General features: G+C 35.4%; 16 protein-coding genes. 5 read left to right on the top strand and 11 right to left on the bottom strand.

Annotated features, from left to right (window positions below; all coding sequences use genetic code 11):
• Positions 1-10: 10 nt before the first annotated feature.
• Positions 11-547 carry a cysteine dioxygenase family protein gene (locus CG11_RS03780; protein WP_052593293.1) on the bottom strand — a complete coding sequence of 179 codons (537 nt, stop codon included), beginning with the start codon at positions 545-547 and terminating at the stop codon, positions 11-13.
• Between the two features lie 160 nt (positions 548-707).
• On the opposite strand from CG11_RS03780, the gene CG11_RS03775 reads away from it, so the two are divergent.
• The 3 genes from CG11_RS03775 (at position 708) to CG11_RS03765 (ending at position 2,698) form a co-directional block, all read left to right on the top strand.
• Positions 708-2,093: an aminotransferase class V-fold PLP-dependent enzyme gene (locus tag CG11_RS03775; protein ID WP_052593291.1), complete on the top strand. Its 1,386-nt coding sequence runs from the start codon at positions 708-710 to the stop codon at positions 2,091-2,093.
• A 93-nt stretch (positions 2,094-2,186) separates the two neighbouring features.
• Positions 2,187-2,372: a hypothetical protein gene (locus CG11_RS03770; protein ID WP_052593289.1), complete on the top strand. Its 186-nt coding sequence runs from the start codon at positions 2,187-2,189 to the stop codon at positions 2,370-2,372.
• Complete coding sequence (locus CG11_RS03765; protein ID WP_052593287.1) at positions 2,354-2,698, top strand: hypothetical protein; 345 nt, start codon at positions 2,354-2,356, stop codon at positions 2,696-2,698. The genes CG11_RS03770 and CG11_RS03765 overlap by 19 nt, the downstream gene beginning before the upstream one ends.
• Positions 2,699-2,733: 35 nt before the next feature.
• Here the strand turns inward: CG11_RS03765 and CG11_RS03760 are convergent, their stop codons facing one another.
• The 4 genes from CG11_RS03760 to CG11_RS03745 all read right to left on the bottom strand — a co-directional run bounded on the left by CG11_RS03760 (position 2,734) and on the right by CG11_RS03745 (position 8,283).
• Entirely contained in the window at positions 2,734-5,655 is a 2,922-nt protein-coding gene (locus CG11_RS03760) for a CHAT domain-containing protein (protein ID WP_052593285.1), read from the bottom strand.
• Between the two features lie 88 nt (positions 5,656-5,743).
• Positions 5,744-6,874, bottom strand: a complete 1,131-nt coding sequence (locus tag CG11_RS03755) for a hypothetical protein (protein WP_052593283.1) — start codon at positions 6,872-6,874, stop codon at positions 5,744-5,746.
• Positions 6,875-7,186: 312 nt separating this feature from the next.
• Positions 7,187-7,579, bottom strand: a complete 393-nt coding sequence (locus tag CG11_RS03750; protein ID WP_052593281.1) for a hypothetical protein — start codon at positions 7,577-7,579, stop codon at positions 7,187-7,189.
• Between the two features lie 275 nt (positions 7,580-7,854).
• Positions 7,855-8,283 (bottom strand): hypothetical protein, encoded by a 429-nt coding sequence (locus CG11_RS03745; protein ID WP_052593280.1) that lies wholly within the window; start codon positions 8,281-8,283, stop codon positions 7,855-7,857.
• 350 nt (positions 8,284-8,633) lie between these two features.
• Here CG11_RS03745 and CG11_RS03740 point away from each other — a divergent pair, with 350 nt between their 5' ends.
• Complete coding sequence (locus CG11_RS03740; protein ID WP_231512757.1) at positions 8,634-9,764, top strand: 5-(carboxyamino)imidazole ribonucleotide synthase; 1,131 nt, start codon at positions 8,634-8,636, stop codon at positions 9,762-9,764.
• Positions 9,754-10,260 carry a 5-(carboxyamino)imidazole ribonucleotide mutase gene (gene purE, locus CG11_RS03735; protein ID WP_052593278.1) on the top strand — a complete coding sequence of 169 codons (507 nt, stop codon included), beginning with the start codon at positions 9,754-9,756 and terminating at the stop codon, positions 10,258-10,260. The genes CG11_RS03740 and purE overlap by 11 nt, the downstream gene beginning before the upstream one ends.
• 291 nt (positions 10,261-10,551) lie before the next feature.
• Here purE and CG11_RS03730 read toward each other — a convergent pair whose 3' ends face one another.
• The 6 genes from CG11_RS03730 to CG11_RS03705 form a co-directional block, all read right to left on the bottom strand.
• On the bottom strand, positions 10,552-10,953 hold the full coding sequence (locus CG11_RS03730; RefSeq protein WP_052593276.1) for a hypothetical protein: 402 nt from the start codon (positions 10,951-10,953) through the stop codon (positions 10,552-10,554).
• Between the two features lie 99 nt (positions 10,954-11,052).
• Positions 11,053-11,484, bottom strand: a complete 432-nt coding sequence (locus CG11_RS03725) for a ferritin-like domain-containing protein (RefSeq protein WP_197043776.1) — start codon at positions 11,482-11,484, stop codon at positions 11,053-11,055.
• An 88-nt stretch (positions 11,485-11,572) separates the two neighbouring features.
• Positions 11,573-11,995 carry a hypothetical protein gene (locus tag CG11_RS03720; protein ID WP_052593272.1) on the bottom strand — a complete coding sequence of 141 codons (423 nt, stop codon included), beginning with the start codon at positions 11,993-11,995 and terminating at the stop codon, positions 11,573-11,575.
• Positions 11,996-12,311: 316 nt separating this feature from the next.
• On the bottom strand, positions 12,312-13,295 hold the full coding sequence (locus CG11_RS03715) for a PEP/pyruvate-binding domain-containing protein (protein WP_052593270.1): 984 nt from the start codon (positions 13,293-13,295) through the stop codon (positions 12,312-12,314).
• Positions 13,296-13,398: 103 nt separating this feature from the next.
• Positions 13,399-14,481, bottom strand: coding sequence for an AAA family ATPase (locus CG11_RS03710; RefSeq protein WP_052593268.1), 1,083 nt, complete (start codon positions 14,479-14,481; stop codon positions 13,399-13,401).
• A gap of 267 nt (positions 14,482-14,748) precedes the next feature.
• Positions 14,749-23,343, bottom strand: a complete 8,595-nt coding sequence (locus tag CG11_RS03705; RefSeq protein WP_052593266.1) for a T9SS type A sorting domain-containing protein — start codon at positions 23,341-23,343, stop codon at positions 14,749-14,751.
• Positions 23,344-23,473 lie beyond the last annotated feature (130 nt).

Genomic DNA, 23,473 nt, shown 5'->3' with positions numbered 1-23,473 from the left:
AAATATTTGTTTAAGAAACTAACATACTCGTGTTCTTTTCTTGATGGGTATGGTAAGACATTTTTTTTGTTTCAAAGCAACCTTTTTGTGTATTAAATACTTCGCAAACATCAATCGGGGATACATAGATGTGAAGTGTCATTGCTCGTTGGTTGGCAATGTTTTCTAGAGCATGATACCCCATGCTGTCATTCATATAGGTTAGTTTTTGAGCAGACAATGTCATCTGATGGGTTTCTTTTAATCGTAAATTGAATGCTTGGTATCGAGTTTCTTGTATTGTTCCTTGTATTTGATAGACCCAACAATCTTTCCCACCGTGGTCGTGTATTGGTGTTTTGGCTCCAATATCCCAACACAATAGAATTAACTCATATTTTTCATTTCTAGCCAAACAATTTCGGGTGTAAGATTGATCAGACCATGTTGCACAATGTTCCAATTCAGAGGTATCTATCCTGATTCTTTTCATGATTTTTGAACATTCAGCAGGAGAAGCTTGATCTAAAATTTGGGTTAGTTGTGCAATAGTAGTGATATGATTCATATTAAATTAGTTGTAATTTTTTATAGCTGACTAAAAGTTGTATTTCGCCAAAAATAGCAAAAAAAACAGATGTTTTTTCTAAATTTGCCAATCTAAAATAATAGTTAAATTGATTTTCACTAAAAAAACTTAATTTTTTAGTGATTTAAACTTTTTTCTGATGAAAAATACACTTGATTTATTTCAAAGAATAACAAATGACCTCTTGAAGGACGAAAAGGAAAATCCTGTCACTCAATATATCCCATCTTCTGAACTATTTAAGACACTTGATTTATCGCTTAAGGATACTCCTTTGGATGAAGATGAATTTGAAAAAATAGTAAAGGAGTTGGTTTTTGCTTCGCCAAGAACGGCAACGAATGGCTTTTTTAATCAATTGTTTGGTGGTAGAAATGACAAAGCTATTTTAGGAGAATTGCTATCTGTGATTTTGAATAACAGCATGTATACTTATAAAGCGGCTGGTCCACAGATTGGGGTAGAAAAGGTTATCTTAAGAGAAGTATGCGATATGATAGGTTGGGACAAAAATGCAGACGGCACTCTAGCGCCAGGAGGGTCTATGACTAATTTTATGTCTATGTTGATGGCTAGAGATGCAGCCATTGCTACTGTGAAATATCAAGGTGTTCAACAAAAAATGATGGTTTATACCTCAAAAGAATCGCATTATAGCATTCCTAAAAACGCAGCTTTCTGTGGGATAGGTCGAGACAATGTTCGCTATATTCCTACCAACGAAAAAGGAGAACTAGATGTTACTAGCTTGAAAGAACAAATAGAGCAAGACGTGCAAAATGGAGGCATCCCAATTATGGTAAACCTAACTGCTGGTACTACTGTGTTGGGAGCTTTTGACCCAATTCGTCCTGTGAGCGAAATTTGCAAAAAATATAATATGTGGCTTCACGTTGATGGAGCGTACTGCGGCTCTACCTTGTTTAGCAAAAAGTATAGGCATTTGATCGATGGAATCGAATTGGTTGATTCGTTTAGTTTTAATGCACATAAAATGATAGGCACTCCATTGTCTTGCTCCATTATAGTTGCAAAAGATAAAAAACACCTATACAATTCTTTCTCTAATGATGCTAGTTATTTGTATCAAACAGATCACGATGAATTTAATTTAGGAAAAACGTCTTTACAATGCGGAAGAAGAAACGATGCTCTAAAATTCTGGACACTTTGGAAAAGCGTAGGAACATCAGGTTTAGAGAAAATCGTAGATCATCAGTTTGCCTTGGCAGATACCGCTCGTGAATATGTTCGTAATCATAAAGATTATGAAATGTATAGTTATGACAATTCAATTGCTATTTGTTTTAACTATAAGGGAATTCCTGCGCGTGATATTTGTACGTTATTGTACGAACATTCAGAGTTACTAGTAGGTTATGGTACTTTTCAAGGAGATGAGTTTATACGATTAGTAACAATTAATGCTCAAAATGACCATCAAGATATTTTAAATTTCTTTGAGAAACTAGAGCAATTTGTAGCCGTCAATCACAATTTATTCAGTTTGGAGGCAACAACTTAATTTTAGTGAAATCCTATTAAGCAATTGTTGGAGTATTTAGACAAAAAATAAAATATTTTCAACAATTGCTTTCACCAAAAAATAACTCAATTTATGGAAATTTCTAAATTGATAGCCTTAGGGCTTTATGTCATTATTTTATTTCTTATTGGATACTTTGCCTCTCGCAGAGTGAAAAGTATGAGTGATTTTTATGTAGGTGGAAAAAATATGGGATTTTGGGCGGTTGCTTTTTCAGCTAGAGCAACAGGCGAGTCAGGGTGGCTATTCTTGCTTTGATAATAGCTTTAGTTATTGCTGTTAATTCTCCTAATCGAACTGTTTTTTGGATGGTTATATTTGGATGGTCGGGGATAGCGGCTTCTTTTTGTCCTGTTATTATTTTGTCTCTGTTTTGGAAAGGGTACTCAGAGGCAGGGGCTATTGCTTCAATGATAACGGGCTTCCTCTGTGTACCATTTTTTAAGTTTGTAGTTGCGAATATAGCTGGTATTGGGCCTTATTTTGAGAAACTCGATGTTTTGGCACCTTCATTTTTAATAGCAATGATTGTAGGCTGGTTCTTTTCAAAATTATACCCTAAAAAAGAATTACAAGAGGGATAATTGGAGTGATAATATTAAGGACGAACCTTGTTGTGTTACTTCGATTTTTTTACCAAAAAGAGCCCAGCAGCCAATAGTAAACCTAGAAGTCCAGTACCCCAATAAAAAGTAAAGTTGTTTTTCTTTTTGATGGATAAAGGAGCGGTATTTCCAATCATAATAAAAGGAGACCAAAAGGAAGGATGGGCTAAAGAACCTTCAACCGAATTCATGTATTGCAATTTAGCTTGTCGAAGTGCTTGGTCTTTGGGTATACCGTTTGCCAAATTTTTATATAAGTTCTTCATAATTTCAGATGTAATGTAATCGTTGACTTGCCAAAGAGAAACAATCAAAGCAGAAGCACCTGCGTACATAAACGCTCTGGCTAGAGAAGCTACACCATTTCCTTTTTCAAACTTTCCATAACCTGTTTGACAAGCAGAAAGTACTACAAGATTGGCATTGAGCTGCATTTTTGATATTTCGTGTGCTTGCCAAAAATTAGACTCTATGCTGTCATTATCTTCTGTAAATGCTAATGAAGAAAGAACAGGTCTTTTGTTATCTAAAATTCCATGAACCGCAAAATGTAGAATGGCATACTCACTTGCTTTTTCTTTGACTATTTTTTCAGAAGCAATGCTATCAAAAGCAAAAAAGCCTCGATATTGTTTTTGTAGTGTTTCTACTTCCTTACGGGCGGAAGGAAGTGGAGGTAGTCCTTTTCTAAGTAATTGATTTGAAGGGAGTCTTGTGTTTGCTGTTTTAGAAGATAGCCGAATGTTATAATTGGCAGCAACAGCTAGAATTTGACCATTATTCATAGGAGTAGGGGCTTCCTTGTTCTCTCTCCAAAGAGCAGCAGAATGGTTGTACGAAATATTATAATGATTCACCAAATAATCAAGGTTATGATAATCTATAAACGTTTTTGAAGCGGAAGTTTTTAGAAAAACTTCGAATGGTAGATGCCCTAATTCTCCATCACTAACAACGATTAAGTTGCAAATGTTAGGCTTATTTTGTAATACAGGAGCGATAAGGTGTTGATAAAACCAATGTGCGGTTTGGGTGTAGTTTTGGTAAGCATGTTCTTCTTGAGTCATTGGGGTATACGTACTCAAGGAGTTGTGCAAAATGCTGATCTGTTCTTTTAATTTGGAGCGACTAATCAATGATTTTTCCCAACGTACTTCTTGTTTATCTACTAAAAAAATGTGTACCAAAGAGTCGCTAATCACATACTGTAATAAAGCCGTATGTTTATCTAAAAGCGATTGGATGTCGGAGACTTTGGCATCGTTTGGCTGATACTTTAATTTGTGATATTTAGGAAACTTTTCTTCAAGCATTTTTTCAAAATCACTAATTTCTTGGTTAATCTGATTTAATTCGTTTAAAAGGCTATCTTTTTCTTTTGCAGAACGTTTTTCCATTAACTTAGCTTGAAGTTCGCTTTGTTTTCGGAGTATTTCTTTGGATATCCTGATAAGAGATTTGGGTAGTTCACCCAAGTGATAAGCATTTTCTGACCTAGTGGCTTGCAAAAGTAGCACCGATTTGTTTTGGTCGCTAAGATGAAATGCCCTTTCATTATCTTTTGAAGGGGATAGCAAATGCAGGCTTCTTTGTAACCAATCGTCACTTTTTGCGAGCATTCGCAATTTGTCTTTTTCGTTGAAAACTCGATTTCTGGCTTTTGATAATAGAGTAAAAGCTAAATCTGCCACTATAATTTGTTTGGATGTACGATGCTCAATTCTAGTATCTTTTTCCAAGAACCAATAGGCATGCTCTAAAGAAGTAATCATGTTATCAATGTGTTCATTGGAATGAAAAGATGTTGCAATCACATTTTCTGACCACTCTTGACTGAAGGTATGCTTTAGGGAAGTGCCCAAACTAGAATTCATAGCTTGTTGTAGCACCTTCCAAGCCAAATCAAAATTTTCCATTTGGAGATACAAATCCACCAAATTATTAAGAGACATACTAAATCGAGTATGTTTTTTCCCAAGCGTTTTTTGAAAAATATTTTTAGATTGAATAAGGAGTGGTAGTGCCAAATCAAAATTTCCCATACTAGAGTGCAAATTAGCCAGATTATCAAGGGAAAGTGCAAATTTTGAGTGTTCTTTTCCAAGCGTTTTTTGAAAGATATTTGTAGCTTGAACTAAACTAGGCAATGCCAAGTCAAAAATACCTATTTCTGAATATAGATTAGCCAAGTTGTTTAAAAATACAGCAAATTCAGGGTGTTCTTCTCCTAAAGTTTTTTTGAAAATACTTTTAGCTTGAAGCAAAAGAGGCAGAGCTGAATCGACATCTCCTATATTTTGATATAAAAAAGCAAGACCATTGAGGGACATAGCGTACTGAGAGTGTTCTTCTCCTAGGGCTTTTTTGAAAATATCTTTGGCTTGAATTAAGAGCGGTAGCGCTAAGTCAAAATTCCCCATATCAGAATGAAAGAGGGCCAAATTATTGAGTGCATAGGCAAAATCTGGATGATCTGTTCCTCGTGCTTTTGCCCAAATATTCTTAGCTTGAATTAAAAGAGGTAGTGCTAAATCAACGTTTCCCATTTCTGAATATAAAGCAGCTAAATTGTTGAGCGATAAAGCGAACTTAAAATGTTCTTTTCCAAAAATTTTTTCATGAATATTTTTAGCTTGAATGCTAAGCATGAGAGCAGTATCTAGTTGACCGATTTTTGTATAAAGAAGCCCTCCCCATTGAATGTAATTGGCAAACACAGAATCTTGCCGACCAAAATCTTTTTCCGCTTTCTTGATGGCTATTTGCACAATAGGAATTGCTTTTTTGTAAGTGCCTTTGTTGTAATAAGTAGGCAAAAGGCTATCCAATTCTATATAGCTCAGTTGCAAAGGTTGCTGAATGGTTTGCGCATGACTAGCATTGACGTGCAGAAATAATGCCACTATAGCGGTGAAAAAATAGTTGAAGGAGTTCATAAATTAAATATTGAGGATTAAAACAATGCTTTCTATTTTTCTTTTTGAGAAACTTAACTGGGGAGTTAAAAGAAGCTAAAAAGCACACTCATTCTAAAAAATAAGTAGCCACTTTCCATTTTTTCATCTCTTGTTCTGTCATCCAGTGAACACCATCAAAAGGAGCTGCTTCAAGGGTATGGAAATAAAAAGCGGGACCATTTCTAGAGCCCATGCACATCGTGAAGTACTCAATTTGATGTTGATGTGCAGGATGTTCTTTGGGAATTTCAATAGCCGTCAAATCGCCTATACAACACCAAGAATGAATGCCTAACTGGGCACCTTTTTCTACAATACGTTCTACGCCAGCGCAAAATAAATCGACAGCTCCAGATGCAATTTTGCTATCGCTCAGCACTTTAGTGTTTAAACCTGCTTCTCGGAGTATCCTTCCCGTGTGCATATTAACGGCATCGTTTACTGAGCCAGAAATATTGCCTAATACAACTGTTTTTAGGTTAGGATGTTCTTGCAGTATACTCTTAAGTTGGTAATAACTACGTGTGCCGAGATCGCCATTGATGTATACTTCGTTGCCTTTAACTTCCATCTTGCTGTTTCCCATCGAACCAAAGTCCTCTGTAGCAGTATAATTTAGTGATTTAATTGCGCTAGACCCTATTTCAGTATAGTTGCCGAATACTTTTATTTTCTCAAAGTCAGCTCCTTGGAATTGAATATTTAAATCTCCTTGCCCAATGCTTATTGCTTTGATTCTTTCTTCTGTTAAGTCTTCATCTGACAACTCTAGCAAATTCCCTCTGATGAAAAGAGCATTAGATACAGCTTTCCCTTTGCGATCTAATTCTTTTTTATTGACAGTTTGGTAGATAGTTATAGTGCCTTTCTCATCTTCAAACATCGTAAGAAAGATATAACTTTTTCCTTGAGGCATAGGCATCATCATTTTTAAGGGGTAAGATTGTTGACCTATTGTTATCATAGTATTTTGGGCAAGTTCTATTTGCTTTTCTACCAATTTGTCGATGTCTGCTTTGTCAATACTAGCGTCTTCATAGTTTCGCCAGCATTTTTCATTATACCAATAACCACCTTGTTTAGTGCATGTTTTTGAAGATGTAATACCTGAATAGAGGAAAGGCGAAGAGCCCGTACAAGCTCCTAAAAAGAGACTAATAGACAAGGTGAAAAGTAAGAATAATTTGTTTCGGTTCATGTTTTTATTTTATCAAGCTATTTGAAATTATCGATCTTCACAAAAAAAAGCGCATACTTCAGCAGTCCCCAATGAGGTCTGCTGAAGTATGCGCCTTGAGGCACAGATTAGATTGATTGCTTACCCCCAATTTCTTCTTCAGCGTTGAGGTAAGAATCTTAAAGCTAATATAATTATTTTTTATCTGATAAAGAACCCCTTAATCACTTTTGCTGAAAAAGGTCATTACTTTTGGGGTAATTAGTAACATATAAATAGCATCAAAAGCATTAGGCTAAATATCAAATGCGAAATCACAAATTGGAGCGGCAATCAGTTAATGTCAGCGTCGGTAATTGTGATTCTACATTCGCAACTTCCAGATTCGCCAGGTTGAACAACTCTGTATTGCCAATTGGGGTGAGTAGGTTCCAAAACAAAATTTAAACTCAAAGAGTCGTGATTACTAATACTCGTACCAGCTGTATCTATACAAATAGAGGGGCAATCTCTAAAATTATTAACAGAACCATTTCGCTCAATAGTACCTTCTAGTATACGATGTGTATTGCTTGGAATTAGAATACTGTCTTGAAAGCAGTTGTTGGGGGGATTTACCCATATGTCATAACTCGAATTGTTTTCAATGATTCGGTCATAAGTAACACTTGGTGGGGTACAATTGAACAACAAGAAGAAAAGGACAAAGAAGCATATAATTTTCATAAAAAGCAGTTTTTTATACTATAAAATTTTCTAAATAGAATAGTCTAATGTGTTTTATTAATAATAGAACTTTTAGTAATTGGTCAATACTTATTATTTTCTTGACACTTACTTAGACATTAAACCGAATGAAAAATAACTCTCCCTACTTTTTGATTGTTTTTTTTACGTTAATTAGATTTTTATGATTGGCACTTATTGAATTTATATTTTTGCTGTAGATAGTACCTTACTTGTTTGTTTTTTATTTTTACTCAGTTAGTAAAATATCCCCATTATTCTATGCTAGAATTAGTAATAATTAACCGACACTCACAACTTCCTTTTTCTCCTTCCTGAAAAACAGTATAAACCCAGTTAGAATCACTAGGATAGAGGTTTATATTTAATCTCAAAGAATCTCTGTTATGAATTCTCGTTTCTAAAGTATCTAAACAAATGAAAGGGCAGTCTGCATGAAAGTCAACGGATCTATTGGTATTGACAACCTCCAAGACATAACTAGTTTTTCTTGCTACAGCAATGCTGTCCAAAACAATTTCTCGACATTCAGTAAAAGTATTAGTACTATCTAATGCTCTGTAATAAGGGTTGATAATCCAAATATCATAATCAGAATCGTTTTGGATGATTCTTTTATAATCTGTCGTTTTTTCACAACTTATAAAGGATATAATAATCAAAAAAAATATCAATCTATTCATAGAAAAATTTTACTCATTTAATAAAATACTCACACTTTGTTTTTCTGTCAAAAAAGTGCTTTTTATAGGCTTAATTCCTGTTTTTTTTCATTGAAGACGGATTCGTTTAAATTAACGTATGAATTTCCAAACATATGGCTATATTTGCATGAAATTGCGATTCCGTGCAAGAAAACTAGCTTAAAAGAAAGCAAATTACTTGTTTGATAAAATTTAAGGGATTGTTTATGAGTTAATTAAAGTTCTTTAAAAGGAGTCCAGAAATACAAGATGTATTTCTGAGTAAGTTACAAAATATTAAATACAGTATACAAATTAATTAAACAAGCAAACTACTAAAGCAAATCAAAGTGAAAAAAATAGCTATTCTAGGAGGGGGGCAATTAGGGCGCATGCTTATTCGATCTGCCATTGATTTTAATATAGAAGTTGCAATATTGGATCCAAATCCAGAAGCTCCTTGCAAAGAAAATGCAGCGGAATTTGAAGTTGGCGACTTAAATGATTTTGACACAGTTTATAATTTTGGTGCCAAACATGATTTGATTACCATTGAGATTGAGCAGGTGAATACAAAAGCATTGCAAAAATTGAGTGATGAAGGCAAAAAAGTATTTCCTCAGCCTCATATCATTGAAATGATTCAAGACAAGCGCATTCAAAAGCAGTTTTACAAGGACAATGGTATTCCAACAGCAGAGTTCATTTTGACAGAAAACTTGGAAGAAATTGAGGCGAACGCAGATTTTTTGCCTGCGGTTAATAAAATAGGAAAAGGTGGTTACGATGGAAGAGGAGTGCAAGTAATGCGTACCAAAGAAGATATATCTAAAGGATTTGATGCTCCAGGATTATTAGAAAAGCTGATTGATTTTGAAAAAGAAATCTCGGTTATTGTTGCTAGAAATGAAGATGGTGCTATAAAAGCATTTCCGCCTGTAGAGTTGGTTTTTCATCCAGAAGCAAATTTGGTAGAGTATCTCTTGGCACCAGCTCAAATCAGAGAAGATATAACTGATAAGGCTGTTGAAATTGCTACGAACTTAGCTAAAAAGTTGGAAATCGTAGGTTTGTTGGCTGTTGAAATGTTTGTGACTAAAAATGGAGAGGTTTTGGTTAATGAAATTGCACCAAGAACACATAACAGTGGGCATCAATCTATAGAAAGTAACATGACGTCTCAGTTTGAACAACAATTAAGAGCAATACTCAATTGGCCATTAGGTGATACTTCATTGTTTATATCATCTGCAATGATTAATCTACTAGGAGAGGAGGGACACACTGGAGTTGCTGTTTGTAAAGGTTTTAAAGAAGTCTTGGATATTCCTGGTTGTCACTTGCATTTATACGGAAAAAAAATGACGAGACCTTTCCGAAAAATGGGGCATGTCACGGTTAGAGATAAAGACATGGAACAATTAATTAAAAAAATTGATTTTGTCAAAAAAACTATAAAATTTGTATCCGATGAGCAATAAACCTTTAGTTGGAATTATCATGGGAAGTCAGTCTGATTTGCCTGTTATGAGGGCAGCAGCTGAATTTTTAGAAGAAGCCCAAATACCTTTTGAGTTAACCATTGTTTCTGCGCACCGCACACCACAACGGATGATCGATTACGCTACTTTGGCAAGAGAACGTGGCCTTAAAGTAATTGTTGCAGGGGCAGGAGGTGCCGCTCATTTGCCAGGAATGGTTGCCTCTTTAACCACACTTCCTGTTATTGGTGTTCCTGTAAAATCAAGTAACTCTATTGATGGATGGGATTCTATTTTATCTATTCTGCAAATGCCAGGTGGAATCCCTGTCGCTACAGTTGCATTAGATGGAGGAAAAAATGCAGGTATTTTAGCTGCTTCAATTGTTAGTACTTTCGATGATAAAGTAGCTCAATTTATGTTAGAATACAAAAAACAATTGACGAATAAAGTACTGAAATCTGTAGATGATGTTGCTGAAAATGGGTGGAAATAGTGCTCTCATTAATTCGTGATTGAGCTAAAAAATTATAGCTCAAAAAAATGCGTTGAGTTGATCTAATGATTGCACGCATTTTTTTTGAAATAGATGCTTTTCTAGAGTTTAATTTTACTCATACGTTAAAATATCGGAAGTTTATTAAAGGATGTGTGGTATTTTTTTTAATATGTTGTGTCTTGTAAAAATAACTTTGCCGATAGAGTAGAGGCTTTACAAAAAAAAGAGCCTTTTCGACTTTCGAGAAGGCTCTTGTGATAACTGTATAGAACAATATACTGTGCTTTTTTATACAGCAGCTTTAGGCATTTTTAGTTTTGGCAAAGAAATGAACTTTGCTTTAATTTTATATTTACTCATAATATTTTGAGTAAAGCTCTTATTACCATGGGGGGCAAATAGATATAATTTACCGCCTTTTCGTTCTGCTAAAAGGCTTAATAATTTCCATTTTGAAATTAGGTTTTGTTTTATTTTATTTTGAGTGGGTTTCGTTACGATTTCAAAATAATACTTTGAACCAAAACTAGTTGCTGTAATATCAGGAATTATTTCTTCTTCTTCAGAATCTTTTTTTGTAAAGCTACGAGGAGTTTCAAATCCTTCTGTATTAGCCTTAATATTTCTAAAACCTTTATTATTTGCCCAGTTGGTTATTTTTTTATAAAAATCTACTTTTTTCTTTTTCATTTTTTTTCTTTTTGTCTAGGTTGGGAGATAACCTGTTTATAAGGAAGTAATTGATAGTTACCAATTACCATATTGAATGGTGTGCAAGAAGGTCCAAATTTAGATCAAGTGAAGTTTGTTTTGCACATCACTAATTCTACTAGCTAATTGTGCCTGTATTTGTTGTGCTAATTGAGCCGTTGCCAATTGTTTGTTCTTTTCGGCTTGATTTTCTAAATTTCTTGCACTAGATCGAATCGTTTTACTATCATCAATAACCCCTTGCAAGATAGTTCGGAAATCCCTATTAGGAATTTTAAACTTAATATCAGAAGCTCGTTGCCATTTAGCCCAAGATCCTAGAGGCATCCCTCCAAGACTAATAATTTGGTCGATAATAGATTCAATTTGCCGCTCGGCTTCTTCACAATAAATATCTAACTCTTCATTTAGTTCAGGATGTTTAGAGGATTGAATGAGCCATTGATAATTTAAAAGCTTGTGCGCATATATTTTATAAGTTGCTAATAGAACGTTTAGTTTCTTTGTCATAGGGCTTGTTGATATTGTTGCACTACTGATCATTTTAATATTTTTTTAGTTATCAAAAAAGTGATGAGAAGAGGGTAAGGTTTAGGGACTAAAGTGCAAAAACTGGAATGCTTGTATGCAGTTTTGGATTACTAAAAATAGAACTTGTCAAAAATTCCTTTTCAGAAGGGAAAGCCAATGCACAGATATCTTTTTCCTCTTTTATTTTTTGTATTTCAGTACAGGGATGAGCTGTATTTTCAAAAAATAAAAACTTAATCTTTGAATAATTACTCATTGATTTGATTTCCTGCTGAATTGCTTGAAATGCCTCTTGATCTACTTCATTTTTATCAGAAAAATAAACCACTAAAATACTTGATTCTAATAATCGGGCAATCTTGCCCACTAATTTCAAGTGTTGAGGCAAATGATCAATGTCAACTAAAACATAAAGTAAAGTTTTAGTTGGGAAAAAAGGTTTTTCTGATACACGAGCAGCAGAACATGCTTTTTGATTAGAGGTATTCAAAGGTGGTCCTGCATTAAAATTAGTAGGGGGAGAACCGTCCTTGGTCTGTATTTTGCTAAAAGTAGAAGTAACTCACGTATTCAAATATGCTGCACATATTTGATTTTCATCTTTCTTAAAAAGAGGTGGTGTGTGTGTGTTATCTTTCTTTTTTTCTAGCAAATCGTGAATGTTGAGACAATTATTGATGTGTTTTAAGGACTACTTTAGATAAGGCAGTCTTTTATATAAACAGGAAGAAATAGAAAAAAGTTCACTGGAAGCTATTTTTTTTTAGAAATAGCAAAAAAGTAAGAGCTAAAAAGGTGAGAGAAAACTATTGATGAGTTAGTTGTAATTCAGGTTGTTGTAATTTCAATTGAAACTTCCCATTTAGTTTTTTTATTATAAATGTAAATACCGTATTATAGTTTTTATCAGATAACTTCTTATCTTTTCCTGCTCTCAAAATTGGATCTAAAACAATTGTCGCCTGTTGCAAATCACGAACAGTAGGCGTTAGAGAGGCATTATCAACAAAGACAGCTGCTTTTTTTGCTTTCTCATAGGTGCGATACCATTTACTATCAAATCTAGGAAAACCAATACGCTCAGTAGAAGATTCTCGTTTACTCATAATGTGGATAGATGGAAATTGCCCACTATAATCTGTTTGGACTCGTCCAATTGCATAACCATATTCAAAACCTTGAGTGATTAGCAACCCCAAAGCAAATTGTTTGTTCTCTTTATTTTTAAATCGCTCTTTTACAGCTTCTAATTTCCAAAAAGAAGCATAGACTTGTGTAATACTAGGTGAGAGATCTTCAAGAGAGGTCGAAATAGAAAATGTTTTGATAGAACTATAATAGTTTGGAGAACTACTAATCCTAATTTTTTTTCCTTTATAAAATTCTTGAATAGCATTTTTTAGTTGATTGCTCAGCCCTTTAGGAATGTCGGCAACTAGTATCGTTTCTCTTATTTTTTGAAGCCGTTTTGCCAATTCCTTTTCTTCCAATACATTGTATTCTTTTTCTAATTTTTGAATTAGTAAATCCGCACCACAATCTTCTATGGTCTTTTGATAAAAATAAACAGGAATGCCAAGTCCTTGATCTGTCCACTTAGGCAAAGCCTGCTGCATGAGCGCATAATTAGCCGCGTTGTGTCCTATAATAGCAGATTTTTGAACAGATGCTGAACCGATTCCAAAATAAGAAATGTATTGAACAGCAAAATCGGGTTTAGCATAACCTGACTGAGCTTGCAATCTTGCTAAAAAGAAGTATACTAAGATGATAGAAAAAAATAAGCGCATAATTAGGATACTTTTAGTTTAAGGAATTAAGCAATAAAAATATACTCTATTGATAACGAACTCTGAATCGCTCAAAAAGCAATGTTAATTTGAGCCTTATAATTTAATCCAATTCCTTGAATGCTCTATATAAATCAGACCATTCTTTTCTTTCTTTGACAACTGTTTCAAGGTATTCTTTCCAAATTTCGCTGTCTTGTGCAGGATCTTTTACTACTGCTCCAATAATACTTGCCGCTAAATCCCTAGCTTTTATCGTTCCGTCACCAAAATGTGCGGCTAGAGCTTGACCACTATTAATAACAGAAATAGCTTCAGCAGTACTAAGGGTAGAGGTAGGCATCTTTAGTTTTGTTTTGCCATCAATTGTCTTCCCATCTCTTAATTCCTTAAACATGGTAACCAAGCGTTCAATTTCTTTGATTGGAGCTAATTCAGCAGGTATATCTAGGTTTTTACCCAATTGATCTACACGTGTTTTAACAATGTTAACCTCTTCCTCCAAAGAAGAAGGTAAGGGGAGAACTACTGTATTGAAACGACGTTTTAAAGCGCTAGAAAGTTCATTGACTCCTTTGTCTCTATCGTTTGCGGTTGCAATAACATTAAACCCTTTTTGGGCTTGAACTTCTATGTTTAACTCAGGGATAGGAAGTGTTTTTTCAGAGAGTATGGTAATCAAAGTATCTTGAACATCAGAAGGAATTCTAGTTAACTCCTCAACTCTTGCTAACTTTCCTTGTTGCATTGCTAACATAATAGGTGAAGGAACTAAAGCTTCTTCAGAAGGTCCTTTAGCCAAAAGGCTAGCATAATTCCAACTATAGCGAAGGGTGTCTTCATTAATCCCCGCAGTTCCTTGAACTAACAATGTGGAAGTTCCTGAAATAGCTGCTGAAAGATGTTCTGCAACCCAAGTTTTAGCAGTTCCAGGAACTCCCATAAGCAATAACGCACGATCTGTTACCAAGGTAGCGACAGCAATTTCTATAACACGCCTTTTTCCAAAATATTTAGGATTGATGATAGTCCCATCTTCTAATTCTCCACCTATAATATACGTAACAACTGCCCATGGAGATAGTTTCCAATTCGCTGGTTTAGGAAACTTATCGTGTTTAGCTAATGCTTCTAATTCTTTTGCGTATTCCTGTTCTGCGTGATATTTTAACAGCGTTTCTGACATTCTTGTATAATTGTGTTTTGTTATTTGTAGAGCAATTTTTTGTAAAAATTAAGCAATATCGAAATTTTTCGTACTAAAAAAAGACTAGTGTTGCAGCTTGATTTTTGGGATCGCTTGCTTAATTACTTGGACTGCAAAATAATAATTTTTGATGGATCGAAATACTTTGATCTAAAGTTATCTTTTAATAAAACAAAAAAAGGTGCCAACAAGTTGATGAAACCTTGCTGACACCTAAATAATATTTAAATTACAATTGCTTTTTTCTTATTCTTGATTAATAATGACTTTACGTTGCGAAAAGACATGTTCATTATAAACTATAAATACATAAACTCCAGAAGGAAAATCGTAATTACTAATCTGAATGTCCTTATCTCCAGCATAAACCATCCCTGTCTGATGTTCTACACCATTAATTCCAACTAGTTTCCAGTTGTAATCTTGTTTTAAAGCCTTATCAAAAGAAACATTAAAGTAATCTTTCGCAGGATTTGGATATAGATTCATAGAGTTGATTTCATTTAGTTCTGGTTCAGCAGCAATTTGATCAACACCAACCCAATATCCACTAACATCTCTCGAGGTTGCAGCTTGGAATACTTCTCTGCTAAGTTCTGCTTGGATGAATACAACAGCTTGAAAATGCTCAGGACGATAAACAATTGAAGTTGCGCCATGATTCCAAGTTAAGGTTACTTTCTGAGTATCTCCAACTGCCCAAGAACGAGTTCGTATATTGGCTGCTTCATCATCTTTTCTAACAACAGCATGTACCATGCTATTACTTGCACCACCATACGTTAGTGAATCTTCAGTAATGACTGTATTAATTCTATAACGAACAGGATTCGGTAAATCTACCAGAGCTTTTACAGTAGCTTCTATCGTAAAGATGCCTGCATTGTTATGGTGGAAAGTATCAATTTCAATATCAAACTTCGGACTAGCTAACATTTCTTTCTCAAAATCTATATCCTGTAAATACCTAGATCTTGGAACGCCAGTAGTTTTTCCATCAATATACGCTCGCCCTGCTTCAGGAATTCCATAAAAATAAGTTCTAGCATCTGCTACGATTTCGTTATCCAAATAGAATCGATCATTGGCAACAGGTTCTGCACAATGATATTGTAGCATGATTAAATCCTTATTAATAGGACTGTTATAAATTAATTGATAAACGTGATCATTAATAATATCCATGTTTGGTTCATTGACGTTAGATGTTGTCTCTAACAACACGTTTCTAGTTCTACTGCCTACCCAGAAATTATCAAAGCCAAAACCATCGTAGAAGTTGCCTCCCAAGTTTACAGATGGCGAACCAAAAGCAACACGCAAACGCAAATTGTCGCGATTTCCTAAATGGTCTAATTTGTAACGAGCATCTTTCCAACCATTGCTTCTCCCTGACCAACCTATAGGCGCTAAATTTTGGTCTCCTGGTTGTCCTATAATAATTGAAGAGTTAAACCAATTAATACCTCTATTCGTTTCCCCTAGCGGAACCCAACTACCGTCTTCTTTCTGATATTCCAATACCGCACCATCTGCGGATCTTGTATCAGACCAATAGTCTAACTTAACCATCGGACGGGTAAGACTATCAATGTCAAAACAAGGACTATAAACCCATGCATCTTCACTTTCTGAATACGTACCATTTAGTTGCGTAGACCAGAATCGATTATTTCGATTGCTCGCAATTCCTTGATTGGTACTATCAATTCCCCATTCCCAAAGTAATGGATGGCTAGAATCTCTACTTTCTGCATACCAATTTCCATTAGATGCTTCAAATGACTCGTCATAAGGAAAATGAGAAACTCTAGGAGAGATAACTAAGCGGACAACTTGTGTGTCTGTACAGTAGGTTTGGTTGGTCACTAAGAGCTTTGTATTATAGACACCAGGGTTACTGTAAACGTAGCTAATTGTATCAATAGCATTATTTTGATGGTCTCCAAGTATAGCTACATTAGGTTCAAATTCCCAAGTAATGTTTGTAATCGAGTCAACTAGAATACCATTGACTCTATTATCTAAGCCCAAAATGATGTTATGAGGATGAAAAACAATACTATCTAGTTGGCATCCTCCATAGGTGTTAAAACTCACTTCTGGCATTCCAAATACAGAAAAAACGATGGTATCTGCATCTTTACATCCTGTTATAGGGTCTGTATATTCGTAAATAATAGGATGAGATCCAATATCTGCATACTCAGGTATAAAATAGGAGGTGTTATACGGAACCCCAAACCCTTTAAAATTACCATTAAAAGTGTCAGGGATTAGATGAATCGTATCCGAAGGAACTAGACAATAGATATTATCTGCATTGTATCGACTATCTGCTGTATCCGCTGTAAAAGATACTTGTGGAACAGGGTTAATAGTTATGAATTGAGTGTCAATGTCAGGGCAAGCTATATTTACTCCTGCTCGAATATACACAATAGTATCTGTAGTTACATTACTAATTATACCATGATAAGGTATATAATGATAAGTAGAATTTAATATAGTATCGCCGTTCTGAATGAATATACCTGGTTGAGGAGTTCCTGTAACCAAGAAGGAGTCTTGGGATTCGCAGAATATAGAATCACTTATATTAATAGAAATATCTTGGTATTCATCTACAAAATAGGTTACTTCATCAGTACTAGTACAACCATAAAGAGTATCTGTAGCTGTATAAATAATTGTATGAGAACCTCGCCCTGCTAGGAAAGGTATAAAGTAATAATTTGTATCATGAACGATATTGATGCTAATACCTGTAGGAGTAGTTACAGTATCTCTTCTGATAACTTCAATGGTATCCATAACAGCCCCTGGGCTTACGCTACTAAAAAAGTCCCAAACTCCCGTCGTGTTAGGTACTAATAGTTGGCTTGTATCTGTACTGCAAAATGTTGTATTATTACTAGGACTTAGCACATCAGCTACTGGTAATGCACGAACAGTTATAATCTTAGTAGTATCAACAGGGCAGACCAAGCTACCCGCATTATGTACGAAAGTATCATTTAACATATAGGTTATGGGATAGCTTCCTTGTCCCGCTTGTTTAGGATTAAAACCATAATTATTGCCTAAGCTAATGATACCTCGACCAAAGAAAACACCTCCAGAAGGATTACCTACAATATTAATAGTATCATTTTCTTCACAATATACTGGATTTAACCCCGTATAATTAGGTGTCTGTGGTTTATAAACTAAAGTCCTAGATGTAAGGGTATCGGCACAAGTGGTGTTAGGATCGGTATAAATATAAGTGAATACTTTTATCCCCGCCGTATCTTGGTCAGGGTCAAAGAAGATGCTATTTCCACTACTCGTAAATCCAGGTGAACTCGATCCTACCAAAACACCTGAAGGGAAGACGGATATGTTGTCTTCAGGCGCATTAAAGCAATAAGCAGAATCTAAGCCATCAACTACAATTTCAGGGGATGGGTGGATATATATATTAACACTATCTGTATTCGAACAGCCTACCGAATCTATGAACGTATAATAGATTGTTTTTAGACCAGAACTATCCCTGTTAGGAGAAATAATCCCCAAAGCAGTATCTGAAATAATACTTCCTCCAAAATAATAATAAGAACTTCCGACAAGTGGCAGGTTAAAACTTTCTAAAGTATCCTCGGCGGCTGCCGTACAGTATTGAGTTTGGTAACCTCCAAAAAGGGGAGTTGGCAAACCATACACTATTGTAGTGTCATATGCTGTGCTTTGACAAGAATTTCTATCTTCAAAGGTATAAAACACTACTTTTTTGCCAGTACCCGCTTGAGAAGGTGTGAAAACGCCTGTATTAGGGTTAACTCCTGGACCACCGTAGAAAGTACCACTGGTTTGAAAGTTACTATCAGGTAACCCTACAAATTGATCTATAGGATCATCAATACAGTATTTTAGATTTAGCCCCGTTAGAGAAACTTCGGGAACGGAATCTATTCTTACTACTTCAGAAATAGTATTGGTGCAACCATACACATCTGAAAATGTATATTGAACTGTATCAAAATGAAGACTATCGACTAAAATAGTACTAGGATCATAATAGTAAACACCATTGATCAAAACAACTCCATCACCTCTAATCGAACCATTTTCTGCTTGGAAGTTACCAGAAGTATCTCGTACAAAACCTTCAATAGTAAAAGCAGGGTCATTACCACAGTATCTCTGACCAATTATAGAACTATCTAATCTAAGAACTGGAATTGGTCGAATGGTAAGCGTTACATCATCTCTTCCTTGACAACCAAAACTATCTGTATAAATAACAGAAATAGGTGAGGTTCCTCCATTACTTCCTGGAAAAATAGCACTAGGGTCTAAAGTATTGCCTGTTACCCCTGCACCTAAATAAACAACGGTGTCTGCTGGATTTCCTGATAACAAAATAGTACTCAGAGGTACATTTATTTCATTAGAACAAAAACCTGTTCTATGGGGATTGTCTGCTTGCAACTTGATTTGCGGAGGTACCCTAACAAATAGAGTGTCCGTAAATTCGCTCCGGCAACCAAAATTATCAATCATTTGCAATGTTGCTAAATGATTTCCAGGACCAGGAACACTTGGGTCAAAAAGTTGTGTTACAGTATCTAATCCTGGTCTAGACAAGAATGTAGCTACGACTGAAAATGGCGTAAAGCTACCAGGAGCAAATGTGGGCAATAATGGGGTTGGGAAATCACTTGTACAATAAGCAGGTTGCGGATAAAAAATAGGTTGAACAGGCGCCACGATTCTTGTATAAGCAGTGTCTTTATCAACACAACCATATCGATCTACAACATAAATTAATTGAACATTTAGATGCCTATCTTTTAACGGAACATGTTTATCATAATGGTAACTAGGATCGAATAAGGTATCTTGTTGCAAGGTGTCTAGTAAGTTATATCCAAAGGCATCATCTCCTCTAAATTCAAAATAGGTTCGTGCATTATATTCAAAGTCAGGCGTAGTTTGTATGGCTACGGTACTCGCATTAGGGCAATAAGTACTGTCTAGGTTTAGAATTTGAGGTACGGGTCTATCTTGCATGTGTATTGTATCAAAAGCTATAAAACTGTAGCTTCTTGTCGTAGGGCTACCAGGTGGGTTTCCTGATCTTGTAACGATAGTTGTTATTGTTGTTGTGTACTCCATTTGCATGGCAACAGTATCTGCACTCAAAGGGATATTGATAGGCGTAAAACGATATCGCTCATTATTAGGAGCTGTCGTAATAGTATCAATGGCATTTTGATAAGCACTTATATCTGTGGTAACTCTAGTAATTTTATTATACTCATAAAACTGTAGTACTGTAATATTAGAAAAACTGTACAAAACTGTATCTCTCCTATAAGCATAATCTGATAAGGTATCTCTTGTAAACTCAAAAGGAGCAGCTTCTGAGCAGACTGTATCGAGTAAACCTATTATTTGCAAAGGAGGATAAACATCTATTGTCCCTGTTGCTTCTCCTATACAGCCATTGTTGTTGTAGCGTATCGTTACAGGGTTATTACTGTTGGCTTGGTCTGTAAGAAATTCATATCTATTTGCTGCACTGTCAAAAGTTACATAGGTTCCTGAAAAGGAGACCGGATATCTAAAATTAGCGTCAAGTAAATTAGGGCTAATACTATTAATTGTACTTGAATTTAACTCTAATACTTTATTGGGACTAGGAGGGTCTGCAATAATATAATTGAAGACAACTTCGTCTAATCTGTTATCTCTAATATTTACCCATTTTTTTTTATTTACAGATTGCAAACAGGGAGTCCCATTAATATAAGAAGGTGTATAACTGTAATTTACAACTATTCTTTTTAGTGAATCATTAACGTTACTCCAGTTCGCTGCTCTACCATAAATCCTATTATTCACAATTAGATTAGGATAAGGTTGGGTGTTAAGCAGTGTATCAACAGAAAAAATACCTCCACTGGGAAAACCAATTAAAGGCACTGTGTCGGTAGCACAGATGGGGCTAGTTTGTGGTAAAAAATCCAGTTTAGGATTATGAACCACTAAGTTTCCGTTAAAATTATAAACAACCGTATTGTTAAATAAGAGTCGCACATTACCAGTTCCTGCATTCGTAGGAATTGTTAGGTTAATAGTACCGTTTCGGGTATTCCCAGAACCACTTGTATTCGTTGGGCTAACATTTAAGATCAAAGCAGCACCAGTTGTATCTCTAAATTCAATTCTGTCTGGATGGTCACTCAAGTTAGCATAATTAAATTGAACGTCAGAACCTGGGCAAGCTTCGAAAGTAGTAGGGGCACCAGGGTCCAAATTAATGTATCCTACATTTTCAGAAAAACCTAAAGCAAAGTATCTATCATCAGATAACACAACACCAGAAAATGTGATTTCATTATTGTTGACAGATCCTGTGTATTGGTTTATGCTTCCAGCAGTAAAATTTTGATTATCACTTACAATCAATCGAACATCGGATAGACTTTGACCAATTAGCGATGGTGGTACGGGCAGCGTTACTGTTACGGCGTTAATTTTGTTGTTGTAGTTCTGAACTTTCCACCGTTTTTGAGATAATTTATATCCAGATGGTGCACCAGATGAGGTAATATTATCATAAGTCCCGTTATTAGCCCCCCAGATCAAATGACAGATATCGCTCGCAAATATACCCGTGTGTTCAATGACGACTTCCGAAGTTGAACCATTTTGGCTTTTAGATTTCCTCTGATCTAAGTTAAAAGCGTCATCGCGACCTATTCCTCCTATATTTCTGTGATATGTATTGTTTGAGCTTTGATCCCAAGTCGTAGCGAGCGTATTCCCATCGTAAATCTTATAATCTCCTGATAAAGTTATCCCATATTTTATAGCCAAATAGGATTCAATCGCATCTCGATCGTTATTACTAACTCTTTTATTAAAGACAATGGCTTCTGCAAAATCTCCTTCGTATTCTTGGTTTGCCTCGAAACTGCCTATTGTATAACTTAAATCGTCTTGTTCTTGTCCAAAAATTAGTCGACCTCTACTATTAATTACAGTGTTGTTGTGGTAATTCTCACTATCCTGATCGGCATCTACCCGAAGATGATCCTGATTACCATTTCCTCTTATATTCGAAATAATATGAGGAATATTATCCTCTATATCATAATTATCTTCATGACCACCACTAAGAGCTCCTGCCTCCACAAAAACTTCTACATCTGAAGGATTGTCTATCAACCATTCATTGGCTTGTGCTGTACTATTTCCTACGGCATAGGACATCATTGCTTCTGTACTTGTGTTCTGTCCATCTCGCCTCAATACCATAAAAATAGAAGTGCCACTTTCTCCAAAACCAGTAAAATTATCTCTTTCTAAAAAATTGCGATGATTCCCTTGATTGAAGGTGGCATAAGGATGGAAATTGATGGCAGAGTTCGCACTATTGGGTATGTATAAGGGAAGGTTCCCAGAGAGTGCATAACTATTCATTGTATTCACTCCTAATACATAATCATAATAACTATTAATTGCGTTTCCTGAAATAGAGTTGTGGGTTGGGTCACCCTTGACCCATAAAGCAGCATCCGACCGAGCAATTGTAAAAAAGTCACCATCATTCAGCAGAACATTACTAGCATCAAAATTTAACAAGGGGTAAGCTCTTAAATTTGAATTAAAAGAAGCATTATCCGATACCAGTAAGAAAATATTGTTCGTATTAAAGCCACTTGGCAAACTAATCCCATTGTCAATATTAATGCTGAAATTGTTAAAAGCTCCCGTTTTTTGACACTTCCAAATCTTATTTATTCTCATCCCTTTTCTCAAGAAACTATTTCCCTCTTGGAAAGTCACAGCACTTCCTGTTGCTCCTCCATTATTACCAACCAATAAAGCTTCTCCGTTGGATGCACTATTAGATATGGTGATTAGAGAACCTACATTCACACTTTTAGATTGTGTTTGATTTAATCCCGAACCGTTATCCCTAGCTATGCCAACAATATCATTATCAAATCCTGTATTCGTTCCTTGATCCCAAAGAACAGCCCCAGTACTACTCAAATAGTTATGGGCAGTTATAGTTATTCCATATTTAATGGCTAGATAAGAATTGATTTGGTTTCTTTGGGTGGGATTAACAGCTCCTCTATAAACAATAAATTCTGCAACATCCAATACATCCGAACCAGGACCAGAAGTTGTTGCTGTATTATCTGTCTTACCAATAAATATTCCTTGATGTGTAGAATCTGTTCCGCTTGTCGGGGTGCTAACAATTGCTCCAGTTGTTGGCAATGTGGCGACACTAGCTCCATTAACAAAGATCAAGGAATTGGAATTATGTATACTATTAATGTGGTTTAAATAAACCCTATTCGTATTATCCGCTCCTGTATAGGGGCTGTCAGTAGTTCCTCCTGTCGTCATGCTACTGCTAGTTGCTTGCCGACCTTTGTTGTTACTACTTTGAGAAGAGATAACCCCATTGCCCCACAAAGGAGTATTTCCATTGGTTCTAAGTCTATAAACCATAAAAACATTAAGGTCGTTAACGTTGATATCTAAAGGACTATCAAACCATTCGTCATTGATATGTAGAGATTTGTTGAAGTTGATATCTTCAACTACTTCGTAATGCACGGTATTAGGGTGAAATTGGGCGTCATTAGTCGAGTGGGCATCTTGCCAATTGGCTGTTTGGTTAGCACCTAGAGGGAGACCATCTCCTTTTAACCATAAACCTAAATTGGTAGAAAAACCACCAGGTGCTTGTGCTTGAAGCAAGGAAGCACTAGTTACAATGCTAAAGAGTAAAAAATAGACTCTTTGGCGACCTAAAAATAGAGACATAATTCTGATTGTTGGGTGAATAATGGTTGTTCCTAAATTACGTTGAATTAGCTAACAAGCTTTAATGATTTGTAGAAGCAAGCCGTAGCTTAGCCAAGTAATTATTTCTAAAATTTCTATAGCACTTAGA

The organism is Aureispira sp. CCB-QB1, assembly GCF_000724545.1.
In the GTDB taxonomy this organism is placed as follows: Bacteria; Bacteroidota; Bacteroidia; order Chitinophagales; family Saprospiraceae; genus Aureispira.
This window is presented reverse-complemented; position numbering and strand designations above follow the sequence as displayed.